Raw genomic sequence first — 22,657 nt, forward strand, 5'->3', positions numbered from 1 at the left:
GTAAAAAATTTACCAATAAAATAGATCTGATGAAAGAAGAAAAATCTTTGCTATTTTTATGATCAAATCTACATTTTTTAATGAATAAACTTTCAAAAAAGCAAAGCTCAAACTATTATTCATAGATAAATTATGCGGAAAAGTTGATCCTGTTTTAATTTTCTTTTTGTATGCAAGATTTTTTTCATTGCCTCTTTGGGAGATAAATATGAAATCATTCAAGAAGTATCTTACTGCTGCCGCTGTTGCTGCTGCCATGTTCACCAGCACCGGTGCTTTTGCCGACGATACCATCACTTTAAGATTAGGCTTCGTTGATCCTGCCTCTTCAAGCTATGCTATGGGCGGTCAGAAGTTTGCCGATGAGTGCGCACGCTTAACCGACGGTAAAGTTCAGGTTAAAGTTTTAGCAGGCGGTACTTTAGGCGGCGAGCGTGAAATGTATGAAGGCGCTCAGATGGGTACCATGGACATGGTTTCCGTAGTAAATACCGTTTTGTCACAGTTCATCCCTGAGATGGTATTGCTTGACCAGCCGTTCCTTTTCGATACCGTTGAACAGGCTCACGCCGCTGTTGACGGTAAGCTCGGTCAGTTGGTTGCAGAGAAAGCTGCAGCTCAGGGCATCCATATCATCGGATGGCTTGAGTCCGGATTCCGTGATACCTTCTCCAAGAACCCGATCAAGTCTGTTGATGATTTTAAAGGCGTAAAGATCCGTACCATGGAAAACAAGATGCAGATCGCTGCCTTTAACGCTGTCGGCGCCATTGCCACCCCGATGCCCGCTACCGAGCAGTACACCGCTTTACAGCAGGGTACCATTGACGCTTGCGAAAACGCAGTCGGAAACATGCTCATTAACCGTTACTATGAAGTTATCAAGAACGTAACCAATACCAAGCACCAGTTCACCTACATCTTGGTCGGCGTTTCTGATCGTGCATGGAAGAAGATCCCTGATGAGTTAAAGCCTAAGGTAGAAGAAGCAATGAAGATTGCTGTTGACTGGCAGAGAAAGAACCTTCAGGAAATCAACGACAATGCCGTTGCTGAACTCAAGAAACTTGGCGTTCAGTTCTACGACATCGATCGTGAAGCTATGAAGGCTAAGGTTCTCCCTGAAGTTGAAAAGCTCCGTTCTCATGTTCCGCAGGAATGGGTTGACGCCGTCGAAGAGGCTGTTGCTTCTACAAAATAATTGTTCTAAAAACTAACCAATATGAGGGCACATTTGCGCCCTCATTTTAAATGGAAAGAAAATAATGGAATCTTTAGGTAAAACTCTGAATAAATGCGAAAACGGCATTATTGCGCTATGCTTTATCGTAATGTCGCTCGCAGCTTTTGCTCAGGTTGTTAACCGCAACTTAATCGGAGCCAGTATTTCCTGGTTTGACGAATTGGCCCGTTACTGCATGGTCTACATGACCTTGCTTGCTACTGAAGCAGGTCTGCGCGATGGTTCTCAGATTTCCATCACTGCAATCGTTGATAAATGCACCCCTGCAGTTAAGCGCACACTGCAGATGATTGTTAAAGCCATCATTATCTGCTTCTCCATTGCTATGTTCGTCTGCTCATTAACCATTGTCCAAACCCAAATCAATTCAGGACAGGTTTCTGCAGGCTTAGGCATCCCTATGGTAGTACCTTATCTTGCGTTACCTATTTCATTCGGTGCCATTACCATCGTTCAAATTTTGTCTTTACTGACGATGTTCAAAACTCCCATTCAGCCTACAGAGAAAAAAGAGAGCAAATAAATGACAGGTTTAATACTTTTTGGCGGTTTTGCCATAATGCTCCTTATCAGCGTGCCTATTGCTTTGGCACTCGGTGTAGCAACTGCCATAACTCTTTTATATATCGACATGCCGGTTGTTGTAGTCGCACAGCGTATTTTTACTGCTTTGGACTCATCTTCTACCATGGCAATCCCGTTCTTCGTATTAGCCGGTAACTTAATGACCGAAGGCGGTATCTCAAGACGTATCGTTGATTTTGCCAACGCAATCGTCGGCGGCGTAAGAGGCGGTTTATTCTATGTAATGATCCTCTCCTGCGCATTCTTTGCAGCCTTGTCAGGTTCAGCACCTGCTACCGTTATCGCTATCGGTGCCATGCTTTATCCTGAAATGGTAAAACGCGGCTACCCGCAGCAACGTTCTGCCGGTTTATTAGCCGTAGCAGGCGGCTTAGGGCCTATCATTCCGCCTTCAATCATTATGGTTGTATACGGCACCATTACTTCAAGCTCCATCGGTGACCTCTTCAAAGGCGGTATCGTTGCCGGTATCATGATCACCGTTGTTTTAACCGTGATCTGCATTTTCTTGTCTTCAAAAGAAAATTGGCCGAAGGCTGAAAAAGGCGTAACTTTAAAAGAAGCGATGGTCGCTCTATATAAAGCCGGTTTTGCCATTATGCTTCCGGTTATCGTGTTGGGCGGTATTTACTCAGGTATCTTAACTCCGACCGAATCCGCTGCCGTTGCCGTAATTTACTCTTTCATCGTCGGCGTTTTCATTTATCGCGAACTCCCGATTAAGGATCTAATGCGCGTTATCATTACCTCCGGTAAAGGTTCAGCAATGGTGCTCTTCATCATCGCAACCTCAACCGCATTCTCCTGGCTCTTCACCTATGCAGGTATTTCCCAGCAGCTCATCGAGTTCATTACTTCAATGCACTTAAGCGCTACCGCATACTGCCTCATCGCCGCCATTATTCTCTTAATCTTCGGCTTCTTCCTTGAAGGTATCGCAACCTGCGTACTGCTCGTTCCTTTACTCTGGCCGGTAGCCGAAAGCCTTGGCGTCAATGTTATTCACTTCGGTATGATCGTATCCATCTCCAACGTTATCGGCACCATGACACCTCCTGTTGCCGTCAACCTGTTTGCAGCTTCATCTGTAACACACATGAAGATGGGTGATATCGCTAAGGGTGAAATTCCGTTCTTCATCGGATTTAACTTGGTGTTCTTCTTAATTGTATTAGTACCTTGGTTCAGTACCGCATTATCATAAGGATATAAATTATGTTAGATAAAGAGACTCGCGACAGACTTCATGACTGGAAATTCCAGTCACCGGATACCAACGGCTTTCATGAAGTTATCGTAGCCGGAAAAGCCGACTGCAAAGCCATTAATATGTTCCGTTTGAATCTGGTTCCGGGCCAGAGCTACACCGTAGGCTCAGACACCCTGGAAATTCATCCGGTCATTATTGAGGGCAAGGCAAAAGTAACTGAAGCTCCCTTTGGAGACTTGGATCTAAAACGCTTTGACTCCTTCTATCTTCCGGCAAAATGCAGTGCTAAAATCACTGCCGTTGACAACTGCATTATTTATATTGCCGGTGCTCCGTTTGACGGTATCGGTGAGCCGAGCTTCCGTATTTACGACCCTGATCTTCCTATCGGCAAGATCCATCAGATCCACGGTGAAGGTTTGGGCCGCCGTGAAGTAAGCTTCACTCTTGATCCGGACACCAAGGCTTCCCGTCTTATCTGCGGTATTACCTGGGGTGCTGTCGGTGCCTATACTTCATGGCCTCCTCACCAGCATGATAAAGATCTTGAAGAAGCCTACTGCTACTTCGATATGCCGGCTCCTAAGTGCGGCTTCCACATCAGCTACCTGCACTCAGGCGGTCTTGAGGATGCAGTCGTTCATCCGGTAACTTCAGGCTCTATGGTTATCGCTCCGCGCGGTTATCATCCGACCTGCGCAAGCCCTTCATGCCGCAACGCATACTTATGGTGCCTTGCCGCATTCAGACCTGAAAGCCGTCGTTACGACTTAGCCGTACTCGATCCGGCTTATGAAATGTATTAGTAGTGCATACTTAAGGAGAATTTAAGATGATTTTACAGGGCAAGACAGCTCTTATCTCCGGTGGCAGCCGCGGTATCGGCCGCGCCATTTCAGAGCTCTTCTACAAAGAAGGCGCAACCCTTTACATCATGGCCCGTAATGCCGAGAAATTAGCTCAGGCCGCTAAAGAGATCGACGTCAACAATGAAGGCCGCGTCCACGCAATTCCTTGCGATGTCGGTTCTAAGACTTCCGTTGATGAAGCATTTGCTCGCATTAAAGCTGACGGTGCCTGCATCGATATTTTGGTAAACTGCGCCGGCGTAAACCTCCGCGGACCTCTTGAGACCATGCCGATTGAGACTTGGGACAAAGTTATCGCCATTAACCTTACCGGCACTTTCCTCCTCACTCAGAACTGCTTTGAGATGATGAAGAAAAAAGGCGGCGGTAAGATTGTTAACGTAGCTTCCTTAATGTCAGAAATTGCTCGTCCGACCATTTCTCCGTACGTAGCATCAAAGGGTGGCGTTAAGATGTTCACTAAGGCAATCGCTATCGAGTGGGCTAAGCACAACATTCAGGCCAACGCCGTTATCCCGGGTTACATTTCAACTGAAATGAACACTCCGCTTATTGAAGACGAGAAGTTCAATTCCTTCATTTGCAACCGCACTCCGGCCGGCCGTTGGGGCAAGCCTGAGGAAGTTGCAGGTGCAGTATTGTTCCTCGCTTCTCCGGCTGCTGACTTTATCACCGGTCAGCTTATTGCCGTTGACGGCGGTATTCTTTCTTCCTTATAAGAAAGAACTTACTATAAAGCCGCATGAACTTGCGGCTTTTAGAAAAAGACCCTTAATTATTTTTGATTAAGGGTTTTATTTTGTCTGTCTCTTAACAAAATTATTTTCCTGTCTAAATTCCTAAACACAAAACAACGATTATTTTTAAGCGATATCCTTTAACATACAAAAAGCTTGCTATATCTGTGATATAGTAATGCCCAGCAAAAAAAGCTCGTTTAGTTTAACCCTATTCTTTTTGTCTGCCGTCAATAAAAAAACGGTCTTAGAATATCCGAGCAAAATTAAAAAATATTAAATAGAAGAGACTTATGAGCAAAATAATTTTAACCGGAGACCGTCCTACAGGACGTCTCCACGTCGGTCATTATGTAGGATCCCTTAAAGAGCGCGTTGCTTTACAGAACTCCGGTAATTACGATAAAGTTTTTATCATGATTGCTGACGCCCAGGCATTAACCGACAACGCCGAACACCCTGAAAAAGTTCGTCAAAACATTATGCAAGTCGCTCTTGACTACCTGTCCTGCGGCATCGATCCGAACAAATCATGTATTTTTATCCAATCAATGGTAAGAGAGCTTGCTGAACTTGCTTTCTACTATATGAATCTCGTTACCGTCGCACGTGTCCAACGCAATCCGACCGTAAAGAATGAGATTAAGCAGAAAAATTTTGAAGCAAGCATTCCTTTAGGATTTTTCAGTTATCCGGTAAGCCAAGCTGCAGATATCACCGCATTTCGTGCCACGACAGTTCCTGTCGGCGAAGATCAAGAACCTATGATCGAGCAATGCCGTGAAATCGTCAGAAAGTTCAATGAAATCTACGGTGAAACCTTAGTCGAGCCTGAAATCGTATTACCAAGCAATAAAGCATGTCTGCGTTTACCAGGCATAGACGGTAAGGCAAAAATGAGTAAATCTCTTGGCAACTGCATTTACTTATCCGATGAGCCTGACGTAATTAAGAAGAAAATTATGTCAATGTTTACCGATCCGACCCATATCAAGAAAGACGATCCGGGTCATACAGAAGGTAATCCGGTGTTTATCTATCTTGATGCTTTCTGTAAAGATGAGTACTTTGCCGAATTCCTGCCTGAGTATAATTGCCTTGAAGAACTAAAAGAGCATTATCGCAGAGGCGGACTTGGTGATATGACGGTTAAGAAATTCTTGAACAATGTTATTCAGACCGAGCTGCGCCCTATTCTTGAAAAAAGAAAAATGTGGGAACAAAAGCTTCCTGATGTTTACGATATCTTGCAAACCGGCACTAAAGTTGCCCAAGACGCTGCTGCAGACACCATGCGCGACGTCCGCCGTGCCATGAAGATTGATTATTTTGATAACGACAATCTTTTAAAGCTTAACGCTTAATACCTGCCAAAATAAAAAGCTCTCTTGTTTCCATATAAGAGAGCTTTTCAACTAAACAATACGAAATTAAAGACGTTTAGTCTTTTTGCAAAGATAAAACATCATTCATAGTATAAAGTCCGGGTTTTCTACCCTCAAGCCAAGCTGCAGCACGCAAAGCTCCGCGGGCAAAAGTTGCGCGGCTTGAAGCCACGTGATTTAATTCAACTCTTTCACCGTCACAGCAGAACATAACGTTATGCATACCGACGATATCACCGCCGCGAATAGACGAGAATCCGATAGTTCCGTACTGTCTCTCACCGGTTACGCCGTTGCGTCCTGCCACCATGACATCATTTAAGTTGACATTGCGTCCTGCAGCTGCAGCTTCGCCCATGGCAAGCGCAGTTCCTGACGGGGCATCAACCTTATAACGATGATGTGCTTCAACTATTTCAATATCGGCATCCTGCATGATTTCTGCGGTCTTTTTTATTAAAGACAACAAAATATTAATTCCGACTGAGAAATTAGCCGCAAAAACTACGGGAATAAGTCTTGAAGCTTCTTTGATTTTGGCTTTTTGGGTTTCACTAAATCCGGTAGTTCCGAGAACATAGCTTATATGATGCTCTTTGGCAAAATTCAACACTTCTAAAGAGCAATCAGGACGGGTAAAATCAACAAACACGTCAGGAACGGTCTTAAGATCGTTTACATTCTCAACTACTTCCACATTGCATCCTACCGGAACCCCGTCAGTGTTGCGATCAATACCGCATACGACTTTAAGGCTATCCATGCCAAGACAGCAATCCCAAAGGACATGCCCCATTCTTCCGCTAATTCCGACAATACCGACCTTAAGCATTTAAACCAGCTCCTTTTTTAATTCTATAAGATGTGTAAATTTTACTTTAGTTTCAACAAACTGTAATCTTTTATAAAACTCTTGTGCCCTAAAATTGTGCTTTTGTACCTCAACAACCAGAGAATTTCCGCCGTTTGCTACAACTACCTGTTCTGCTTTTGCCACTAAAAGTTTTCCGTATCCCATACGAAAAAACTGCGGATCAATGTACAAAGCCGTAATAATTCCCTTTTTGAGCGGCAGCTGCATTCCCATCATTCCTTTTGCCGCACCGTTTTCTTTTAACAAATAAGCTTTATGGCTTTTAAACAAAAATCTATTGCCCCAAAGAGAAATAAGCTCCTCAATGCTCGGCGCATAGCCGTCAGAGCGACATTCGTGAACGATAGAAGCTGACTCAATTCTTGCCATGTCAACTAAATCGTTGTCAGTAACATCAACAATTTCAATCACGGCAAAACTGTCCTAATAACTCTCGGGCACTTTTTCTTGTGGCTTCAGTAATGACATTACCGCCAATCATGCGTGATATTTCTTCAACGCGACCTGCATGATCCAGCGTTTTAATTTCGGAAACCACACCGTCATCACGATTAAACTTACTGACCAAAAGCTGACTATGCGCACTTGCGGCAACTTGCGGCAAATGTGTAACAGCTATAACCTGCACGGCATTGCCAAGCTCATGCAACAACTTGCCGACTGCTGCTGCAGTTCTTCCAGAAATACCGCTGTCAACTTCATCAAAAATAAGAGTCGGGGTTGAATTTTTGCCTGATGACAAAACTTCAATTGCAAGAGCAAGACGGGACAATTCACCGCCCGAGGCGACGGTTTTTAGCTCTTTAGGTTCTTGTCCTAAATTTGCCGAAAACAAGAATTTAGCGCTGTCGCGTCCGTTAAGCTGCGGCTTTATTTCAATATTTTTTTCAATCTCGATTTTAAATACGGCATCAGGCATTGCCAGACTCTTAATCCTTTCACTGACCTCTTTCCCCATTTTAAGAGCAGCCTTTACCCGTACCTCACTTAATTCATCGGAAAGCCTTTCATACTCGTCACGAGCTTCTTTAACTTTTAAAGTCAACAGATTGATTTTTTCTTTAAGCGACAAAAACTCTTCAATACTGTTTTCAAGTTCTTCCCTAACTTTATAAAGCTCTTGAGGCAAAACACCAAAACGTCTTGCCAAATCATGAATTGAAGACATTTTTTCTTCTAAATCGATGGTCGATATTTCATCGTAACCGCTTAAAATATCAGAAGCTCGCTCCTTTGCGTCATCAAGATATGACGCAGCATTTTCCAATGCTTCATTTATTTCTTTTAATTTAGGCTCAAGAGAAATAAGTTTTAAAAGCTCATCATTTACAGAGTTAAGCTTACCTAAAACGGCGGCTTCATCACCTGATATAAAATTATAGACAGTGCCCAAAACTCCTTTTAATTTGCTTAAATGCATCTGTTTATCAAAATCAAGTTCCAGTTTTTCATAATCGCCTGCATTTAAGTCAAGTTTTTTCAGCAAATCCAAATCATAGCGCCTGCTTTTATACTCAAGTGCGCCTTGTCTTTGTTTTTGCGCCAATTCATTAAGTTCACTGCGCAATTTAGCGTACTTATAAAAAGCACTGTTAACCGACTTCAAAAGTTCAGCGTCTTTTGCGTAAACATCAACAAGCGACAACTGTACATCTTCATCCATCAGTTTCACGCTTTCATGCTGCCCGTGAATTGACACCAAATCACCGGCAAGACTTTTAACATTGGCAAGCACACTCGGTCTGTCATTTATGTAAGCTTTAGATCTGCCGTCTCTTGCTATAACTCTGCGTAAAACAACCGTGTTCTCCCCATTTTCAAGATCTAAAGCATTAACTTTCTCTAAAGCCTTCGGACAATCATTTAAAGAAAATGTCGCACTAACCTCAAGTCTGTCCTTTCCGTCCCTTATCATTGAACTGCTGCTTTTTCCGCCTAACGCTAAGCTTAACGCATCGATAATTAAAGACTTACCGGCGCCGGTTTCTCCCGTTACCGCAATCATTCCGTGTTCTAAATCAATTTCAAGGCTTGAGCTTAAAGCTAAATTCTTTACCCACAGTTGTTCTAACATTAAAAAACATGCCCTTAATAAAGATTAATAAACTAAGTTCTTATCTAACTAAATAAGACTTTGTCCCCAGCCTAATTTCTGACGCAAAATGCTGTAATAATCGTATCCTTCCGGATGAATTAAAGTAAGCGGGGTTTTATGCTGTCTTATAAGTACCGAGCATTTGGTATCAGCTCTTACCGTTACCTGTCCGTCACAGTTGATATTGACCCACTCGACGCAGTCGTCCTTACAGGCAAAATCAATTCTAACCGTTGATTTACCGGGAATAATGATAGGTGAACAGTTAAGTGATTGCGGGAACATCGGAACCAAAGACAAAACATCAAGATGAGGCTCTACGATAGGACCGCCTGCCGACAATGAATACGCTGTGGATCCTGTAGGAGTATTAACGATTATGCCGTCACCGCGCAGCGTATACATATAAGTTCCGTCAATCGTCACTTTAAAGACCATCATATGCGCCATCATGCCGGAGTGAATAACCGTCTCATTGGTCGCAAGGGACTGACCGATAAGTTCACCGGCTCCGTCTTCGTCTTGACGGAAGACGCGCATATCAAGGATCATACGCTCTTCTTTTGTGTAGCGGCCGCGTACAATTTTATTTAACGCATCTTCAAGATCTGCAGGGCTTACATCGGTAAGCAGGCCTAAATGACCGCGATTGACGCCCAAAACCGGTACTTGCAGATCGACAAGAGTACGCGCAGCGCCTAAAACCGATCCGTCACCGCCCACCACGATAATCAAATCTTTTTCTTTTATCGCTTTACGTGATAAGCATGGAATATCAGGAATATTGAAGCCTACCGAGGTATTTTGATCAAGATACGCCTCAACTCCTAATTTTTTTAATAATGAGGCGATTTCATATATGGCACCCGATACCGGTCTTTTATAGACCTTTGAAACTATTACCGCTGACTTTATCGGCTTACCTACTAAATTCTCGGTCACGATTTTCTCCTAAAGTTTTTTAAGATTATACAAAAGACTTCAGTAAATGCGCCATGCGATGCACCTTTTTATCCGTTTAAAGAATATTTCTCAAAAACTTTTACAAGTTTTCTGATTTACACAAAAGCTTTTACGAGTAGAATTATCAGGTCTTAAAAACAAACAGGTGTTATATGTCATTTAATGCAGTCAAAGATTATTTCAAGCAGTTTAATATGGAAAATCGTTTGCTTGAATTCCCGGTTTCAAGCGCAACCGTAGAGCTTGCCGCTATCGCTTTAAACTGCGAACCTTGCAAAATTGCCAAAACATTATCATTTTTAACTAAAGATAATAAAGTTGTTCTCATCGTTACGGCAGGTGACACCAAGGTCAACAACCATAAATTTAAAACTTTTTTCAGCATGAAAGCAAAAATGGTTCCTGCAGATCGTGCCGAAGAGCTTATCGGTCATGCAGTAGGCGGAATCTGTCCTTTTGCCATAAAAAATGACGTTGAAGTTTATCTTGATGAGTCACTTAAAAGATTTACCACAGTCTTTCCTGCTTGCGGTAGCAGTAACAGCGCAATAGAGCTTAGCCTTGAAGAACTTTATAAATACGCTAATGCCAAAGCATGGATTGATGTTTGCGATATTAAAGAAACACATGTGTGATTTTGCTTAACATTGCTCTAAGAAAATTTGCGTTTTATACTTAATTTGATTTCTTATGTTTAATTAAGTTATTGCCATGATTGATTTAACCAAACTGCCACTTAGCATTACTTCATTTAAAGAATTTTCTGCAAATTCGATGATTTATGTAGACAAAACGGATTTGGTTGCAAGTATTGCCTCCTTTAGAGGTCCGATTTTTTTATCACGTCCGCGCAGATTCGGTAAATCCACATTGGTAAGCACTTTTCATGAGCTCTTTTCAAACGGACTTGAGAGATTTAACGGGCTAAAAATCCAAACGGAAAATTTATGGTCTGACATAACCTATAAAGTAATACATATTGATTTTTCAAGAATTAAAGAAGAAACGGAAAATCGTCCTTTTGAGGACAAATTTTATTTACTTTTAAAATTAGCATTCAACGCTGAAAATTTAAGCATGGCTGATGAAGGAGACGTCATTGCTTCTTTTGCCAAAACCGTTGAAAAAGCAGAAGACAAATCGTTAGTTTTGCTTATTGATGAGTATGATGCCCCTTTAACCGCCACAATGGGAGACAAAAAAGAATTTGAGAAAAGGCGAGCTTTATTTTCAGAATTTTTTTCCAACGTAAAAAGTTTTTCAGACAAATTCAGATTTATTTTTATTACCGGAGTAACTCGCTATTCAAACACTTCAATATTTTCTGCATTTAATAATATTGAAGATATAAGTTTTGAACCGGATTACGGAGCTATCGTCGGCTATACTCAATCAGATCTTGAACTGTATTTTAAAAAGTATATTGAAAATGCTGCCAATACTTTAAACAAAAAAGAAAAAACCGATAAATATACTTATGAGCATATTTTAAATGAGCTGAAAAATAATTATGACGGATATTCGTTTGATGAAGAATGTGAGCACCATGTGTACAATCCGTGGTCAATTTTAAACTTTTTAAAAAAACCGCAATACGGATTTAAACCATACTGGCTTGAAACCGGTGGGGCAAAACCGTCGTTGTTAATAAACTATTTGAATAACTTTATAGACAAAACAGTAAAAAAAACCGAGCTTGTTGATTATTTAAACCTTGAGTTTATAAAAAGAACCGATACTGCCTCTTTATCTCCTACTATTAAAAGCATAGAAGATAAAGATTTTCCGTTCTTTGCCATACTGTACCAAGCTGGATATTTTACAATCAAAAGCGCTCACCGCAAATTTTTAGACGTTGGACTGCCAAATCTTGAAGTTAAAGAAGCTTTTGCCGAACTCGTACTCGAAAAAAATAACTAATAAAAGCGTAGCCTCATTTAGTTACAGTTATGAATCAAGCATAGCAAAGTCGCTTAGAGAAAGGGATTATGCAACCCTAAAAATTGATTTTAACAAAATACTAAACGAGTTTTCTTATGAAAGCATACACTCTTTTAAAGAATATGCTTTTAGAGATATCTACAAAGTAATTTTACAGATTATCGGCTATAACACCTATACCGAATATCAGACATCAATGGGCAGAAGCGACTTATGCTTTGAAGATGATCAACACCTTTATATTTGTGAGTTCAAAGTTATCGGCAGATCTGACAGTGTCAAAAACAAACTTGAGGAAGCCAAACAACAAATAAAAGAAAAAAGGTACTGTTTAAGGCTTACTGATAAAGAAGTAATAGCTCTTGCCGTAGTTATTATTAACGAAAACAAGAAAGACGGTCACGCTCCGATGCGTGAAGTTGCAGCAATTGAGGAAGCACTTTAACCGCAATCTTACAAAACTGTATGCTTATTTTACGATTAGCCGTCTTAATAAACACAAAATCTAAAGCAATAACCGCAACTTTTAAAATTATGTTGTTGTAATTCCACTTAAGCAAACGTCAAACCAATTCTGACGTTTGCTATAAAAAACTCAAGACTAACACTACCTTCTATCAAGACCTTCTTCATGAAGAAAAGCTAAAAGGTTTGCCGCGACTTCATGATTGTTTTTATCTGAAAAGAGAAAATGGGTATTTCCGTAAATACCGATTTCAGGTAAATGTACGACTCGTGCATTGCCGCCGTGAGCATTTACAGTATCGGCAAAAGCTCTAGCCATCTTAAGAACACAACGCCAAAAATCCTGGTGTGGGTCATGAGTAGGCGCAGTAGGAATAAAATCTCCATAATAAATAATAATGGGGATCTTGGTAAGTTTCATGAAGTCATCCATGGAAACCTCCATGGCCGCAACCTTACCGAAGAAACCGTTATTCTCCATCGGTTCAGGGGCTTCGCCTTTAGGGAACGGGAAATTACTGCCCGGTTCAAAAGAAACTACAGCTTTTACTTTGTCATTTTTCATTGCTGTAAGCCAGCCCGGACCGCCGCCTTGGGAGTGAGATACTAAAATACCGCCTTTTTCACTGATTTTATCGAAAACCGCACTCATGGCATCCGAGATAACATTCTGATCAAATGCTCCCGTATTCGGCGTCATTTGTCTAAAGAACTGATCTAAAGCTTCCTCACCGTCAGCAAATTGTGAGTTCGGTGAACGCTTAGGATAAAGCCCCATACGGAACTGACCATACCACAGCTGATCATCGGGTGTTGCCGTAATATTTTCCGCTACAGTGCTGCGGCCCGCATCACCGCGGCGCGGCTGATCGACAAGATATACCGCATAGTCATTTTTAAGCATAATATTCTGCAAACCTTCTCTTCCGTCAGGAGTAGACTGCCAGGTTCGCATTGATTGACCGGCTCCGTGAAGGAAAACTAAAGGCAAAGTACGTGCATTTTGCGGAATTTGATAAAAGACGGACGCATGGTCTCCGTGTAAAGTCATTCCTTCAGGCTTAGGATGATACGGATCATATGTTTCTTTTGCTTCAATTACACTGCCGCCGGCGGAAAAAGTTCCCTGATCGACAAGAGTAATGAGTTCATTATGATTACTTGATGACAGATCTGAAGTACAGGCGCTGACTGAAACAGCTAAAAGAACAGCTCCGGCCAACGGTAATAAATTTTTTACTGCCATTTTTACTCCTTAAATGTTGTAACCCGATTTTATTATCATTATTTTTTCAACCTTCAGTAAGTTACGAACTTATCTTGTTTTTGCTTGAAACTATCGCTAAAAAATAGAAATAGGCAAAAATAACAGAATATTGCGTAATCACGATCTTGGTTCTCTTGTTTAAGCTATTGCTATAAATACATATTCAGCATTATTTACACAATGAGACTTTTATGGAACACAGATATCTTGGCAAAAACAAACTTGAAGTTTCTGCTCTGGGACTTGGCTGCATGGGGTTAAGCCATGCTTACGGACAGCCTCTTTCTTATGGAGAAGATAAAAAGCTTTTAGAAAAAGCAATTGACCTTGGATATACCTTTTTTGATACTGCAGAAGTTTATGGAACCCCCGAAAATCCGCATGAAAATGAAGAAATCTTAGGTAAAGCCCTAAAACCTTATCGCTCAAAAATCAAAATAGCCACCAAATTCGGCATTTGTTTTGATACTGCAAAAGAACCACCATATCCATTGCTTACCGACTCCAGACCACAAAGCATCATTAAATCACTTGAAGGATCGTTAAAAAGGCTTAACACTGATCATATCGATCTTTATTATCTGCATCGCATTGATGCGTCGACCCCCCATCGAAACAGTTGCCGAAACCGTTGAAGGATTAATTAAAGAAGGAAAAGTTTTAAATTGGGGCATATCTGAAGCAGATGAAAACACAATAAGAAAAGCTCATGCAGTTTGCCCGCTTTGTGCTGTACAGAATCGTTACTCAATGATGGCAAGACACTATGAATCGTTATTTGCGTGCCTTGATGAGTTAACTATCGGTTTTGTAGCTTTTTCTCCGCTTGCTAACGGCTTTTTAAGTGCCCAATATAACAAAGACTCCCACTTTGATCCGAAGTTTGATTATCGTGCTTCAATGCCGCAATTTAAAACTGAGAATTATGAAAAGAACATCGATCTTATACAGTTGCTCAACGACACAGCTGTTAAGCATAACACCACTCCGGCCGTAATTTCTCTTGCATGGATGATGTGTAAAAAGCCGTGGATTGTTCCGATACCGGGTACCCGCAATCTACAAAGACTTGAAGAAAATGCTCAAGCAGCACAAATAAAATTAAGCGCACAAGAACTGCAGGAAATTGATTTAGCGTTAAACAGCATTTCGATGTCGGATGTTTTCGGCGGAAGTGCTTTTAAATCCAAAAACAACAAATAAATCACAAGGAGACATGATAATGAAAATTTCATCATTATTAAAAACAGCAGGTCTTATAACATTGCTTGCAAGCGGCGCAAGCGCCTCTGCAGCAGAAGCCTCTTTATCAAATCATAAAATTTTGATTGCATATTTTTCTTTTCCTCTGCCGCAAGACGTGGATGCCACTACATCAGCCTCACGCCTTGAAGTAAACGGCAAGACCTACGGCAGTGTTGAATATGTTGCCGATATCATTGCTAAAAATACCGGTGCTGACTTGTTCAAGATTGAAACAGTCCAGCAATATCCTATTGACGAGTATGATCACCTTACTGATTTTGCTCATGAAGAAGCAGAAAATGATGCTCGTCCCGCTTTAAAAAACACGATCGACAATTTTGATGACTACGACACCGTTTTTGTCGGATATCCCATCTGGTGGTATAAGATGCCGATGGCTTTATATACATTTTTTGACACCTATGATTTTTCAGGAAAAACTATCATTCCTTTTTCCACCCATGGAGGCAGCAGATGGTCGGGAACGACAAGAGAAATCGAACGACTCGAGCCTAACGCAAAGTTCCTTGACGGCTACAGCATATACAGAAGTCTTACGCCTTATGATCCTGAGGATATTAAGAACTGGTTAAAAGACATCAATATAGTTAAATAATTAATAATATATTCCCGGGAATATATTCAAAATATATTTTCGGGAATTTAGTTTACTTAGTCTTTACAATATTCGTTAACGTATTCCATTAGTTAAAGTAAAACTCAGCTTCATCTTTTACCCCATCTTTCATATATATCCATTATTTTTTCATAATTTTAAATAAGCAACAGCAAAAAATAAAACGTTGTAATAAGTAAATATAGGATCAGACAAATAAACAATAATTTTAATAAAGAATAGGCAACAGCCCAAAACTATTATTAATTACGTAAACAAACAATTCCATTGAGGAGATTTTGCTATGTTAAAAAAACTTGTTGTTTTAGGAGCTGTAGCCATGACTATATCTGCATCAGGATGTGCTGCTGATTATAAAAATAATCCATTCGGCTTGGTTTATGACGGAGCTATTACCGCAAATGAGCCAAATGCCGTAAACATTCATCAGGTTACATATAAATTAAACGGACTTGATATTGCTGCCAATGTTTATACCCCAAAGGGATACGATAAAACTAATAAATATCCGACAATCGTAATTGCCCATCCTAACGGCAGCGTTAAAGAACAAACAGCCGGTCTTTATGCACAAAGACTTGCAGAACTGGGATATATCACCATTGCAGCTGATGCTTCATATCAAGGTGCAAGCGGCGGTGAACCTCGCGGGCGTGATTTCCCGGCAAACCGCGTCGAAGATATTTTCGGCATGGCCGATTATATTACCCAATACCCCGGCGTTGACACTGAAAGATTAGGACTTTTCGGCATCTGTGGCGGCGGCGGATATTCATTTAAAGCCGCTCAAACCGATAAACGCTTCAAAGCTGTTGCCACATTAAGTATGTTTGATTCAGGACGCGTAAGACGCAACGGTTTCCAAGATTCTCAACTTGACAGCATCCAGGAACGTTTGGCTCAAGCTGCAAAGGCTCGTGCACAAGAAGCCGCAGGCGGTGAGATTCAGTATGCAGGCAGTACCAAATTTACAAAAGAAGAAGCCGCAAAACTTCCGTATGCTTTATATCGTGAAGCTGTCGGATACTATAACGGCAATTACGCCCACCCGAACGCTGACGGCCGTTACCCTGTAAGCAATTTGCTCGAGTTTGCCACATTCGATGCGACCGCTCATGCCGAGCTTATTAATCAGCCATTATTAATTATTGCAGGAAGTGAAGCTGATACTCTCTATATGGCAAAAGATGCTTATGAAAAAGCTACCGGAACCAAAGATAAAGAGCTATATCTTGTAAAAGGTGCAACTCATATTCAGACCTATTATGTTCCTGAGTATGTTGATGAAATTGTAAATAAATTACAATCATTTTTCGGCAATCATCTTTAATTTATCTTAGTTATTATTTACCGCCATACGGGCGGTATTTTTTTTACATATTACTAAGTTATATAACAAAGCAAAGAGAAATAATTTTAGGCAAAAACAAAATAGCATTGATGATTTTTTTCCTTATAACAATTCATATTATGTATAAAGAAAAATTTCAAATCATCATACATAAGCTGAGTATATATATGAAGAAGATATTTTCTCTAATTACCCTATTATCGGTATCTTTAGGTGCACTTGCCGCAGAAAATGATGTTCAAACCATTACCTATAACGGAGAACATCAGGTGACATATGCAAACAGCAATAATTTTACCGGAACGGCAATTGTTACCTCGCTTTTTAACGCAACTAAAGACACCAGATCATATGGAGCAATAGTTACATTTGAACCTGGTGCCCATACAGCATGGCACACTCATACTTTGGGGCAAAAACTTATTGTTACGGACGGGGTAGGATACACCCAATATGAAAACGGAAAAGTTGAACAAATTAAAGCAGGTGACGTAGTCGTGTGTCCTCCTGGACTTAAACATTGGCACGGTGCTTCCTTAACCAGTCCCATGACCCATATCGCCATCGGAGAGCAGGACGGACGCCCAAGTGCTGTTTGGCATGAAAAAATCTCAGCAAAAGAATACGCCAATCTCATCAACAATGCGGAGAAATAACCATGAAAAAGACCCTATTTGCTGCGTTATTTTGCATTCCTTTAATGTGTGGAGCCGCCATGGCAGACAATAACGACAGAGCTGACAAAGCTAAAGCAAAAATGGCCGAATTATTCGGCAATGATTATGTTCCGACACTTACACAAACCGATCCGGATTTTGCCGCCATTCGCGACAATTTGATTTACGGTGAACTTTACTATCAAGGAAGTCTCAACGATACGCAAAGAACGTTGGTTACTATTGCCGGACTTATTGCCGGAGAGCAATTTGATTATTTAAAACAGGAAATTGAAGCGGCTCTAAATTTAAAGATAGCTCCTGACATTATAAAAGAAGCCATCTATCAAACCGCTCCTTACTGCGGTATCGGCAAAGCCGAAAAGGCAATTAACATATCCAATGAAGTGTTTACTGCACGCGGTATAACCCTGCCGCTTAAAAGCCACGCTACCGTAAACGAGGAAAATCGTTTTGAAAAAGGCCGTGACGTTCAAGTAGGAATGTACGGTAAGCGCATTACCGACATGCATAAAGCCACTCCCGACATACAGAAATATATAAGCGTAAATCATTTGTCGGCTTATTGCTTCGGCGATTTCTTCACTCGCACCGGACTTAGTCCTAAAGAACGCGAAATGCTTATTTTTGCCGTGATCCTTACTTTAGGCGGAGCCGAAGGACAACTGCAAGGACACGCACTTGGCAATATAACCACAGGCAATACCAAACAAAATCTTATTGATATTGCAGCCTTATTAATGCCCTACAACGGCTTCCCGAGAACGCTTAACGCTTTAAATGTAATCAACAAAGCTATTACGGATAAAAAATAATCGGAGATAAGAAAATATGGAATATACAACTTTAAATAACAATAAGAAGATGCCGCTTGTCGGTTTCGGTGTATACCAAATTGCCGATTTAAAACAATGCGAAGAAGCTGTATCAAATGCACTTTCCGTAGGCTACAGAAGCCTTGATACCGCCCAGTCTTATTTAAATGAAAAAGCCGTCGGCAACGCAATTGCCAATAGCGGCATCAAAAGAGAAGATATATTTTTAACCACCAAGCTGTGGGTTGAAAATCAAGGTGAAGACAACGCACTTAGGGCTATTGAAAATTCCTTAAAGCGTCTTAAGACCGATTATCTTGATCTGTTCTTAATTCACCAACCGTTCGGCGACTATTACGGATCATGGCGTGCTATGGAAAAACTCTATAAAGAAGGAGTATTAAAAGCCATCGGTATTTCAAACTTCTATCCTGACAGATTCATAGATCTTTATTACCATGCACAAATCAAGCCTATGGTGAATCAGATTGAAGTAAATCCTTATTTTCAGCGTTATGATGTACAAGCGCTTTTAAACGAATTCAACACCACAACCGAGGCTTGGGCGCCTTTTGCCGAAGGAAAAAATAAACTATTTGAAAATCCGACCATTAATCAAATTGCGCAAAAACACGGAAAAACCGCAGCACAAGTGGTTTTAAGATGGCTTACCCAAAGAAATATCGTTGTCCTGCCTAAGAGCACTCATAAAGAGAGGATGCAGGAAAATATCGACATCTTCAATTTCAAACTGGATGAAGACGATATTAACGCCATTAAGACCCTTGATATCGGAAAGAGCCAATTTTTCTCACACTCCGATCCGGAAATTGCCAAGTGGATGTGTACAAGAAAACTGCATATTGATGACTGATAACTAAAAATACCTAAGGCAAACTACAAGCACGAATCATCCGCACAGGGATGATTCGTGCTTTAAAAAAGGATAATAAAAATGCCGGTACTTGAACAAACTTTTATCTTTTTTCTAATCATGCTTATCGGGGTTTATGCCCGTAAAAAAGGCATGCTCACCAAAGAAAACCAATCCCAGATTTCAGCTATTGTGGTGAATATAGCCTATCCTGCGATTATCTTGTCAGGAGTTTTGTCAGATGAAAACAGAATCGGTCCAAATCAAATCTTAATTGCCTTTGTCACCTCTCTTGCACTGCTTGTGTTAGCACTTATCCTCGGCTATGCAGTTGCGATAATAATGAGGTTTGAAAAATCATTTTACGGCATCATTCAGGTTCTTACCGTATTTACCAACATCGGCTTTATGGGCGTACCGATGATTGATAATATCTACGGTAAAAGCGCTCTTATTTACATGTCGGTTTTTCTTATTCCGTACAACCTATTGTTTTATTCATTTGCAATTAAAACAATTAAACGTGAAAGCCTTAATCCGTTATCCGGCTTTAAATTTAAAGATCTCTTAAATAACGGCATGATCGCTTGCTTTTTAGCCATTATTATTTATTTAAGCGGCATTAAAGTTCCGTATGTTCTCGGTACGACAATTCATTTGGTCGGCAGTATGACTGCGCCGCTTGCGATGCTGCTTATCGGATCGTTTTTATCCGACATCAATCTTAAAAGCTTATTTTTAGAACCACAAACAATTATTTACACGCTTATAAAAATGCTGGTTATCCCGCTTATCATTATCAAAATCTTAAGTATTTTTATAAACGACAATCTGCTTTTGGCCGTATGCATGGCTGCGCTTGCTACCCCGTGCGGCAACGTCATTGCTCTTTTAACCTCAATGTACAATAAAGAGGCTTACCCCATTGCCGTAAAAACCATTACCTTATCAACGGTTGCATCTATTATTACCATGCCTATTGCCTTTTATTTGGCTGGCATCGAGTAAAAAAGGAGAAGCTTATGTTGTTTAAAAACAGACTATTGCCTTTATGTGCAATTTTATCCTGTGCACTATCGGCATCTGCCGTAATTACCGGCTGCACGACGGACTTAACGTCTACAAGCGATGATTATATAGTTTTAAAAACACAGGGGAGCTTCGCTATCGGCGGCTCAACTGTAACTCATGACGGAACGTTCAGCAACGACAAGTTTTTGGAACCTGACGGACAAGCAGCTTACGGCGATCATGCCTACGTTTTCTATCAAATTCCTGCAAAGGCCAACAAGTATCCGCTTATTTTTCAGCACGGCGGAGCACAGTCAAAACGCACATGGGAAACAACTCTTGACGGAAGAGACGGCTTTGAAAATATCTTTTTGAAAAAGAATTATTCCGTATACCTTGTAGATCAACCGCGTATCGGTGAAGCCGGACTCTCCACCAAAGCGGCAGGTCCTGCAAATCCTTACGCCTCAAACCCGCTTTATGCTGATAAAACCTTATATACGCTCTGTCGTATCGGGGATTTTCCCAATCAATTTGCCAATTCTCAATTCCCGCGAACTAAAGAAGCCTTGGATCAATTTCAGCGCTGCTGGACCCCGTATACGGGAGAGCTTGATGACGATGTCAGCTCCGATGCTCTAGCTTTATTGTTTGACAAAGTCGGACCCGCTATTTTGGTATCTCATTCCATGGGAGGATCGGTAGGCTGGCTTACCGCAACAAAAACCGACAACGTAAAAGCCATAGTAGCTTTCGAGCCGGGCGGAAGTCCGTTTATATTTCCGGAAAATGAGGTCCCTGAAGTATCGCCAACCGCTTATGCCCCGATTGCCGCACAAGCTAAAGCAGTACCGCTTGAAGACTTCTTAAAACTTACAAAAATTCCTATTGTGCTCTACTATGGAGATAATATCGCATCCGCACCTACCAAAGAACATATCGGTATGGATAAATGGCGCAGTGAGTTTGATATGGCTAAAAAATTTGCAGCAGCCATCAACCGCCACGGCGGAAATGCCTCCGTCATACATCTTCCCGATTTAGGAATTAAAGGAAATACCCATTTTTTAATGTCGGATCTCAACAATGTAGAAATTGCTGACCTTATGGAAAATTTCCTTAAAGAACATAACCTAAATTAAACAAAATTTTAATCTGAAGTACTTAAAAGGGTTATTTTTACAATAGCCCTTTGTTTTACAAAATTAAAAATAATTATAAATTGCCATGTACTCTCCAAAAATATTCTGCCATTTGGCTATCATCAGCGCCAATGTGATTTTAGGTGTTAATGTCCCTTTTACTAAAGCTCTTCTTGAAAGTTGGCTCTCTCCCTTCGGCTACATTTTGTCGCGATCAGTTTCTGCTGCCGTGGTGTTCGGCATTATCGGAATAATGTTTGTTCGTGAGAAAGTCAAAGGAAAAGATCTTCTAATTATTGCCCTCGGCGGATTAATGGGGTTTATCATTTCTCAATACCTAACTGCCCTAAGCCTGCAATATACTACCCCTATCCGCTTTGCTCTTATCGTTGCATTAAGTCCTATAGTGGTAATGTTTGAAGCTGCTATATTCATTCATGAGAGCATACGACTCTATAAGGATAATAGGTGTTTGCTTTAGTATAGCCGGTGCCTCGATTTTGGTTTTTTAACGCCCATCAGGAAACTGCAAACAGCAATGAAATCTACGGTATTATCTTTGCCTTGATAAGCATCTCTGCCTACGGGCTTTACGTCATTATCATGCGTGATATTTCTCAAAAGTATCACCCGTTGACCCAAATGAAAGGGCTCTTTTTATTTACAACGATAATGGCACTGCCTTTAAATCAAGGAGGATTTTTATCCCAACCTATTTTTTCTTCGGCACCTTGGTATGTTTATGCTGAATTTGGATTTTTAATTGTTTTTGCTACCATTTTAAGTTATCTATTAATTCCCTACGGAATGCATCACGTCAACGCTACAAATGCCAGCGTTTACATGAATTTTCAACCGGTGGTTGCAGCAATAGTATCTATTGTTATGGGACAGGATATTTTTACCTGGGACAAACCGCTTGCGGCTGTTTTAGTTATTTCAGAGGCTTTAATCGTTTCCCTTGGGGCTAAAATGAAGTTTCCTCAAAAAGCAAAAAATATTAAAAAAATGAGCTTAGTCAACGTCAACACTCTTTGAAAGAGACACGCTAATCTCCTTTGACAACAACAGCTTGCCGTCCTCAGTCTAAAGGACCTGGTTTTAAGCCGCTTAGTGTTTTGATAACTCATCCGTCATGGTATAGAAATAGGCAAACAATAATAATTTTAAGATAAATCAATATCTCATCTTTTGCCTATACTTCTTTATAAAAGTAACGGAGAATCAAAGCAATTACAAAAATGAAAAAATATGAAGCTCAAGGATTAGGG

Annotated in this window: 25 protein-coding genes; 20 read left to right on the plus strand and 5 right to left on the minus strand. The window is 40.7% G+C overall.

Annotated elements, in window-relative coordinates:
• The first annotated feature begins 208 nt into the window (after positions 1 to 208).
• The 6 genes from QZ019_RS04410 to trpS all read left to right on the plus strand — a co-directional run bounded on the left by QZ019_RS04410 (position 209) and on the right by trpS (position 6,008).
• Positions 209 to 1,201, plus strand: a complete 993-nt coding sequence (locus tag QZ019_RS04410) for a TRAP transporter substrate-binding protein (RefSeq protein ID WP_295482656.1) — start codon at positions 209 to 211, stop codon at positions 1,199 to 1,201.
• Positions 1,202 to 1,265: 64 nt separating this feature from the next.
• Positions 1,266 to 1,766 (plus strand): TRAP transporter small permease, encoded by a 501-nt coding sequence (locus QZ019_RS04415; RefSeq protein WP_295482658.1) that lies wholly within the window; start codon positions 1,266 to 1,268, stop codon positions 1,764 to 1,766.
• Positions 1,767 to 3,032, plus strand: a complete 1,266-nt coding sequence (locus tag QZ019_RS04420) for a TRAP transporter large permease (protein ID WP_295482660.1) — start codon at positions 1,767 to 1,769, stop codon at positions 3,030 to 3,032.
• A gap of 11 nt (positions 3,033 to 3,043) precedes the next feature.
• On the plus strand, positions 3,044 to 3,844 hold the full coding sequence (locus tag QZ019_RS04425) for a 5-deoxy-glucuronate isomerase (RefSeq protein WP_295482663.1): 801 nt from the start codon (positions 3,044 to 3,046) through the stop codon (positions 3,842 to 3,844).
• A gap of 26 nt (positions 3,845 to 3,870) precedes the next feature.
• Positions 3,871 to 4,626, plus strand: a complete 756-nt coding sequence (locus tag QZ019_RS04430) for a glucose 1-dehydrogenase (RefSeq protein WP_009144093.1) — start codon at positions 3,871 to 3,873, stop codon at positions 4,624 to 4,626.
• A 311-nt stretch (positions 4,627 to 4,937) separates the two neighbouring features.
• Positions 4,938 to 6,008, plus strand: coding sequence for a tryptophan--tRNA ligase (gene trpS / locus QZ019_RS04435; protein ID WP_009144095.1), 1,071 nt, complete (start codon positions 4,938 to 4,940; stop codon positions 6,006 to 6,008).
• A gap of 76 nt (positions 6,009 to 6,084) precedes the next feature.
• Here trpS and dapB read toward each other — a convergent pair whose 3' ends face one another.
• From dapB to QZ019_RS04455, 4 genes are read right to left on the minus strand one after another with little or no spacing between them, the layout of a single operon-like run.
• On the minus strand, positions 6,085 to 6,861 hold the full coding sequence (gene dapB, locus QZ019_RS04440; protein WP_009144096.1) for a 4-hydroxy-tetrahydrodipicolinate reductase: 777 nt from the start codon (positions 6,859 to 6,861) through the stop codon (positions 6,085 to 6,087).
• Positions 6,862 to 7,314, minus strand: coding sequence for a GNAT family N-acetyltransferase (locus tag QZ019_RS04445; RefSeq protein WP_294565168.1), 453 nt, complete (start codon positions 7,312 to 7,314; stop codon positions 6,862 to 6,864). It lies immediately after the preceding gene.
• A complete protein-coding gene (gene recN / locus QZ019_RS04450; RefSeq protein ID WP_295482669.1) occupies positions 7,307 to 8,977 on the minus strand; it encodes a DNA repair protein RecN in 1,671 nt (556 codons plus the stop codon). The genes QZ019_RS04445 and recN overlap by 8 nt, the downstream gene beginning before the upstream one ends.
• 48 nt (positions 8,978 to 9,025) lie before the next feature.
• Positions 9,026 to 9,940 carry an NAD(+)/NADH kinase gene (locus QZ019_RS04455; RefSeq protein ID WP_277296284.1) on the minus strand — a complete coding sequence of 305 codons (915 nt, stop codon included), beginning with the start codon at positions 9,938 to 9,940 and terminating at the stop codon, positions 9,026 to 9,028.
• Between the two features lie 173 nt (positions 9,941 to 10,113).
• Here QZ019_RS04455 and QZ019_RS04460 point away from each other — a divergent pair, with 173 nt between their 5' ends.
• The 3 genes from QZ019_RS04460 to QZ019_RS04470 all read left to right on the plus strand — a co-directional run bounded on the left by QZ019_RS04460 (position 10,114) and on the right by QZ019_RS04470 (position 12,347).
• Positions 10,114 to 10,596 carry a YbaK/EbsC family protein gene (locus tag QZ019_RS04460; protein ID WP_277296285.1) on the plus strand — a complete coding sequence of 161 codons (483 nt, stop codon included), beginning with the start codon at positions 10,114 to 10,116 and terminating at the stop codon, positions 10,594 to 10,596.
• A gap of 76 nt (positions 10,597 to 10,672) precedes the next feature.
• Entirely contained in the window at positions 10,673 to 11,881 is a 1,209-nt protein-coding gene (locus tag QZ019_RS04465) for an AAA family ATPase (protein WP_295482674.1), read from the plus strand.
• A complete protein-coding gene (locus QZ019_RS04470; protein WP_295482678.1) occupies positions 11,850 to 12,347 on the plus strand; it encodes a PD-(D/E)XK nuclease domain-containing protein in 498 nt (165 codons plus the stop codon). Before QZ019_RS04465 ends, QZ019_RS04470 begins: the two co-directional genes overlap by 32 nt.
• Positions 12,348 to 12,509: 162 nt before the next feature.
• On the opposite strand, the gene QZ019_RS04475 is transcribed toward QZ019_RS04470, so the two are convergent.
• Positions 12,510 to 13,613 carry an alpha/beta fold hydrolase gene (locus tag QZ019_RS04475; RefSeq protein WP_294565183.1) on the minus strand — a complete coding sequence of 368 codons (1,104 nt, stop codon included), beginning with the start codon at positions 13,611 to 13,613 and terminating at the stop codon, positions 12,510 to 12,512.
• Between the two features lie 212 nt (positions 13,614 to 13,825).
• On the opposite strand from QZ019_RS04475, the gene QZ019_RS04480 reads away from it, so the two are divergent.
• The 11 genes from QZ019_RS04480 (at position 13,826) to QZ019_RS04530 (ending at position 22,424) form a co-directional block, all read left to right on the plus strand.
• The gene (locus QZ019_RS04480; protein WP_295482681.1) at positions 13,826 to 14,269 is read left to right on the plus strand and encodes an aldo/keto reductase; all 444 of its coding nucleotides are present in this window, start codon (positions 13,826 to 13,828) and stop codon (positions 14,267 to 14,269) included.
• Positions 14,229 to 14,837, plus strand: coding sequence for an aldo/keto reductase (locus QZ019_RS04485; RefSeq protein ID WP_295482684.1), 609 nt, complete (start codon positions 14,229 to 14,231; stop codon positions 14,835 to 14,837). The genes QZ019_RS04480 and QZ019_RS04485 overlap by 41 nt, the downstream gene beginning before the upstream one ends.
• A gap of 19 nt (positions 14,838 to 14,856) precedes the next feature.
• A complete protein-coding gene (locus QZ019_RS04490) occupies positions 14,857 to 15,495 on the plus strand; it encodes a flavodoxin (protein ID WP_294565194.1) in 639 nt (212 codons plus the stop codon).
• Between the two features lie 304 nt (positions 15,496 to 15,799).
• The gene (locus QZ019_RS04495) at positions 15,800 to 16,846 is read left to right on the plus strand and encodes an alpha/beta hydrolase (RefSeq protein ID WP_286035623.1); all 1,047 of its coding nucleotides are present in this window, start codon (positions 15,800 to 15,802) and stop codon (positions 16,844 to 16,846) included.
• Between the two features lie 188 nt (positions 16,847 to 17,034).
• On the plus strand, positions 17,035 to 17,523 hold the full coding sequence (locus QZ019_RS04500; protein ID WP_277296291.1) for a cupin domain-containing protein: 489 nt from the start codon (positions 17,035 to 17,037) through the stop codon (positions 17,521 to 17,523).
• Positions 17,524 to 17,525: 2 nt separating this feature from the next.
• On the plus strand, positions 17,526 to 18,359 hold the full coding sequence (locus QZ019_RS04505) for a carboxymuconolactone decarboxylase family protein (protein ID WP_295482688.1): 834 nt from the start codon (positions 17,526 to 17,528) through the stop codon (positions 18,357 to 18,359).
• Between the two features lie 16 nt (positions 18,360 to 18,375).
• Positions 18,376 to 19,233 carry an aldo/keto reductase gene (locus QZ019_RS04510; RefSeq protein ID WP_277296293.1) on the plus strand — a complete coding sequence of 286 codons (858 nt, stop codon included), beginning with the start codon at positions 18,376 to 18,378 and terminating at the stop codon, positions 19,231 to 19,233.
• 81 nt (positions 19,234 to 19,314) lie between these two features.
• Complete coding sequence (locus QZ019_RS04515) at positions 19,315 to 20,241, plus strand: AEC family transporter (RefSeq protein ID WP_277296294.1); 927 nt, start codon at positions 19,315 to 19,317, stop codon at positions 20,239 to 20,241.
• Positions 20,242 to 20,255: 14 nt separating this feature from the next.
• Positions 20,256 to 21,386, plus strand: coding sequence for an alpha/beta fold hydrolase (locus QZ019_RS04520; protein WP_277296295.1), 1,131 nt, complete (start codon positions 20,256 to 20,258; stop codon positions 21,384 to 21,386).
• Between the two features lie 85 nt (positions 21,387 to 21,471).
• Positions 21,472 to 21,867 (plus strand): DMT family transporter, encoded by a 396-nt coding sequence (locus tag QZ019_RS04525; protein ID WP_277296296.1) that lies wholly within the window; start codon positions 21,472 to 21,474, stop codon positions 21,865 to 21,867.
• An 8-nt stretch (positions 21,868 to 21,875) separates the two neighbouring features.
• The gene (locus QZ019_RS04530; protein ID WP_289512067.1) at positions 21,876 to 22,424 is read left to right on the plus strand and encodes a DMT family transporter; all 549 of its coding nucleotides are present in this window, start codon (positions 21,876 to 21,878) and stop codon (positions 22,422 to 22,424) included.
• The last annotated feature ends 233 nt before the right edge of the window (positions 22,425 to 22,657 follow it).

The organism is uncultured Succinatimonas sp. (genome assembly GCF_905203285.1).
Classification (GTDB): Bacteria; Pseudomonadota; Gammaproteobacteria; order Enterobacterales; family Succinivibrionaceae; genus Succinatimonas.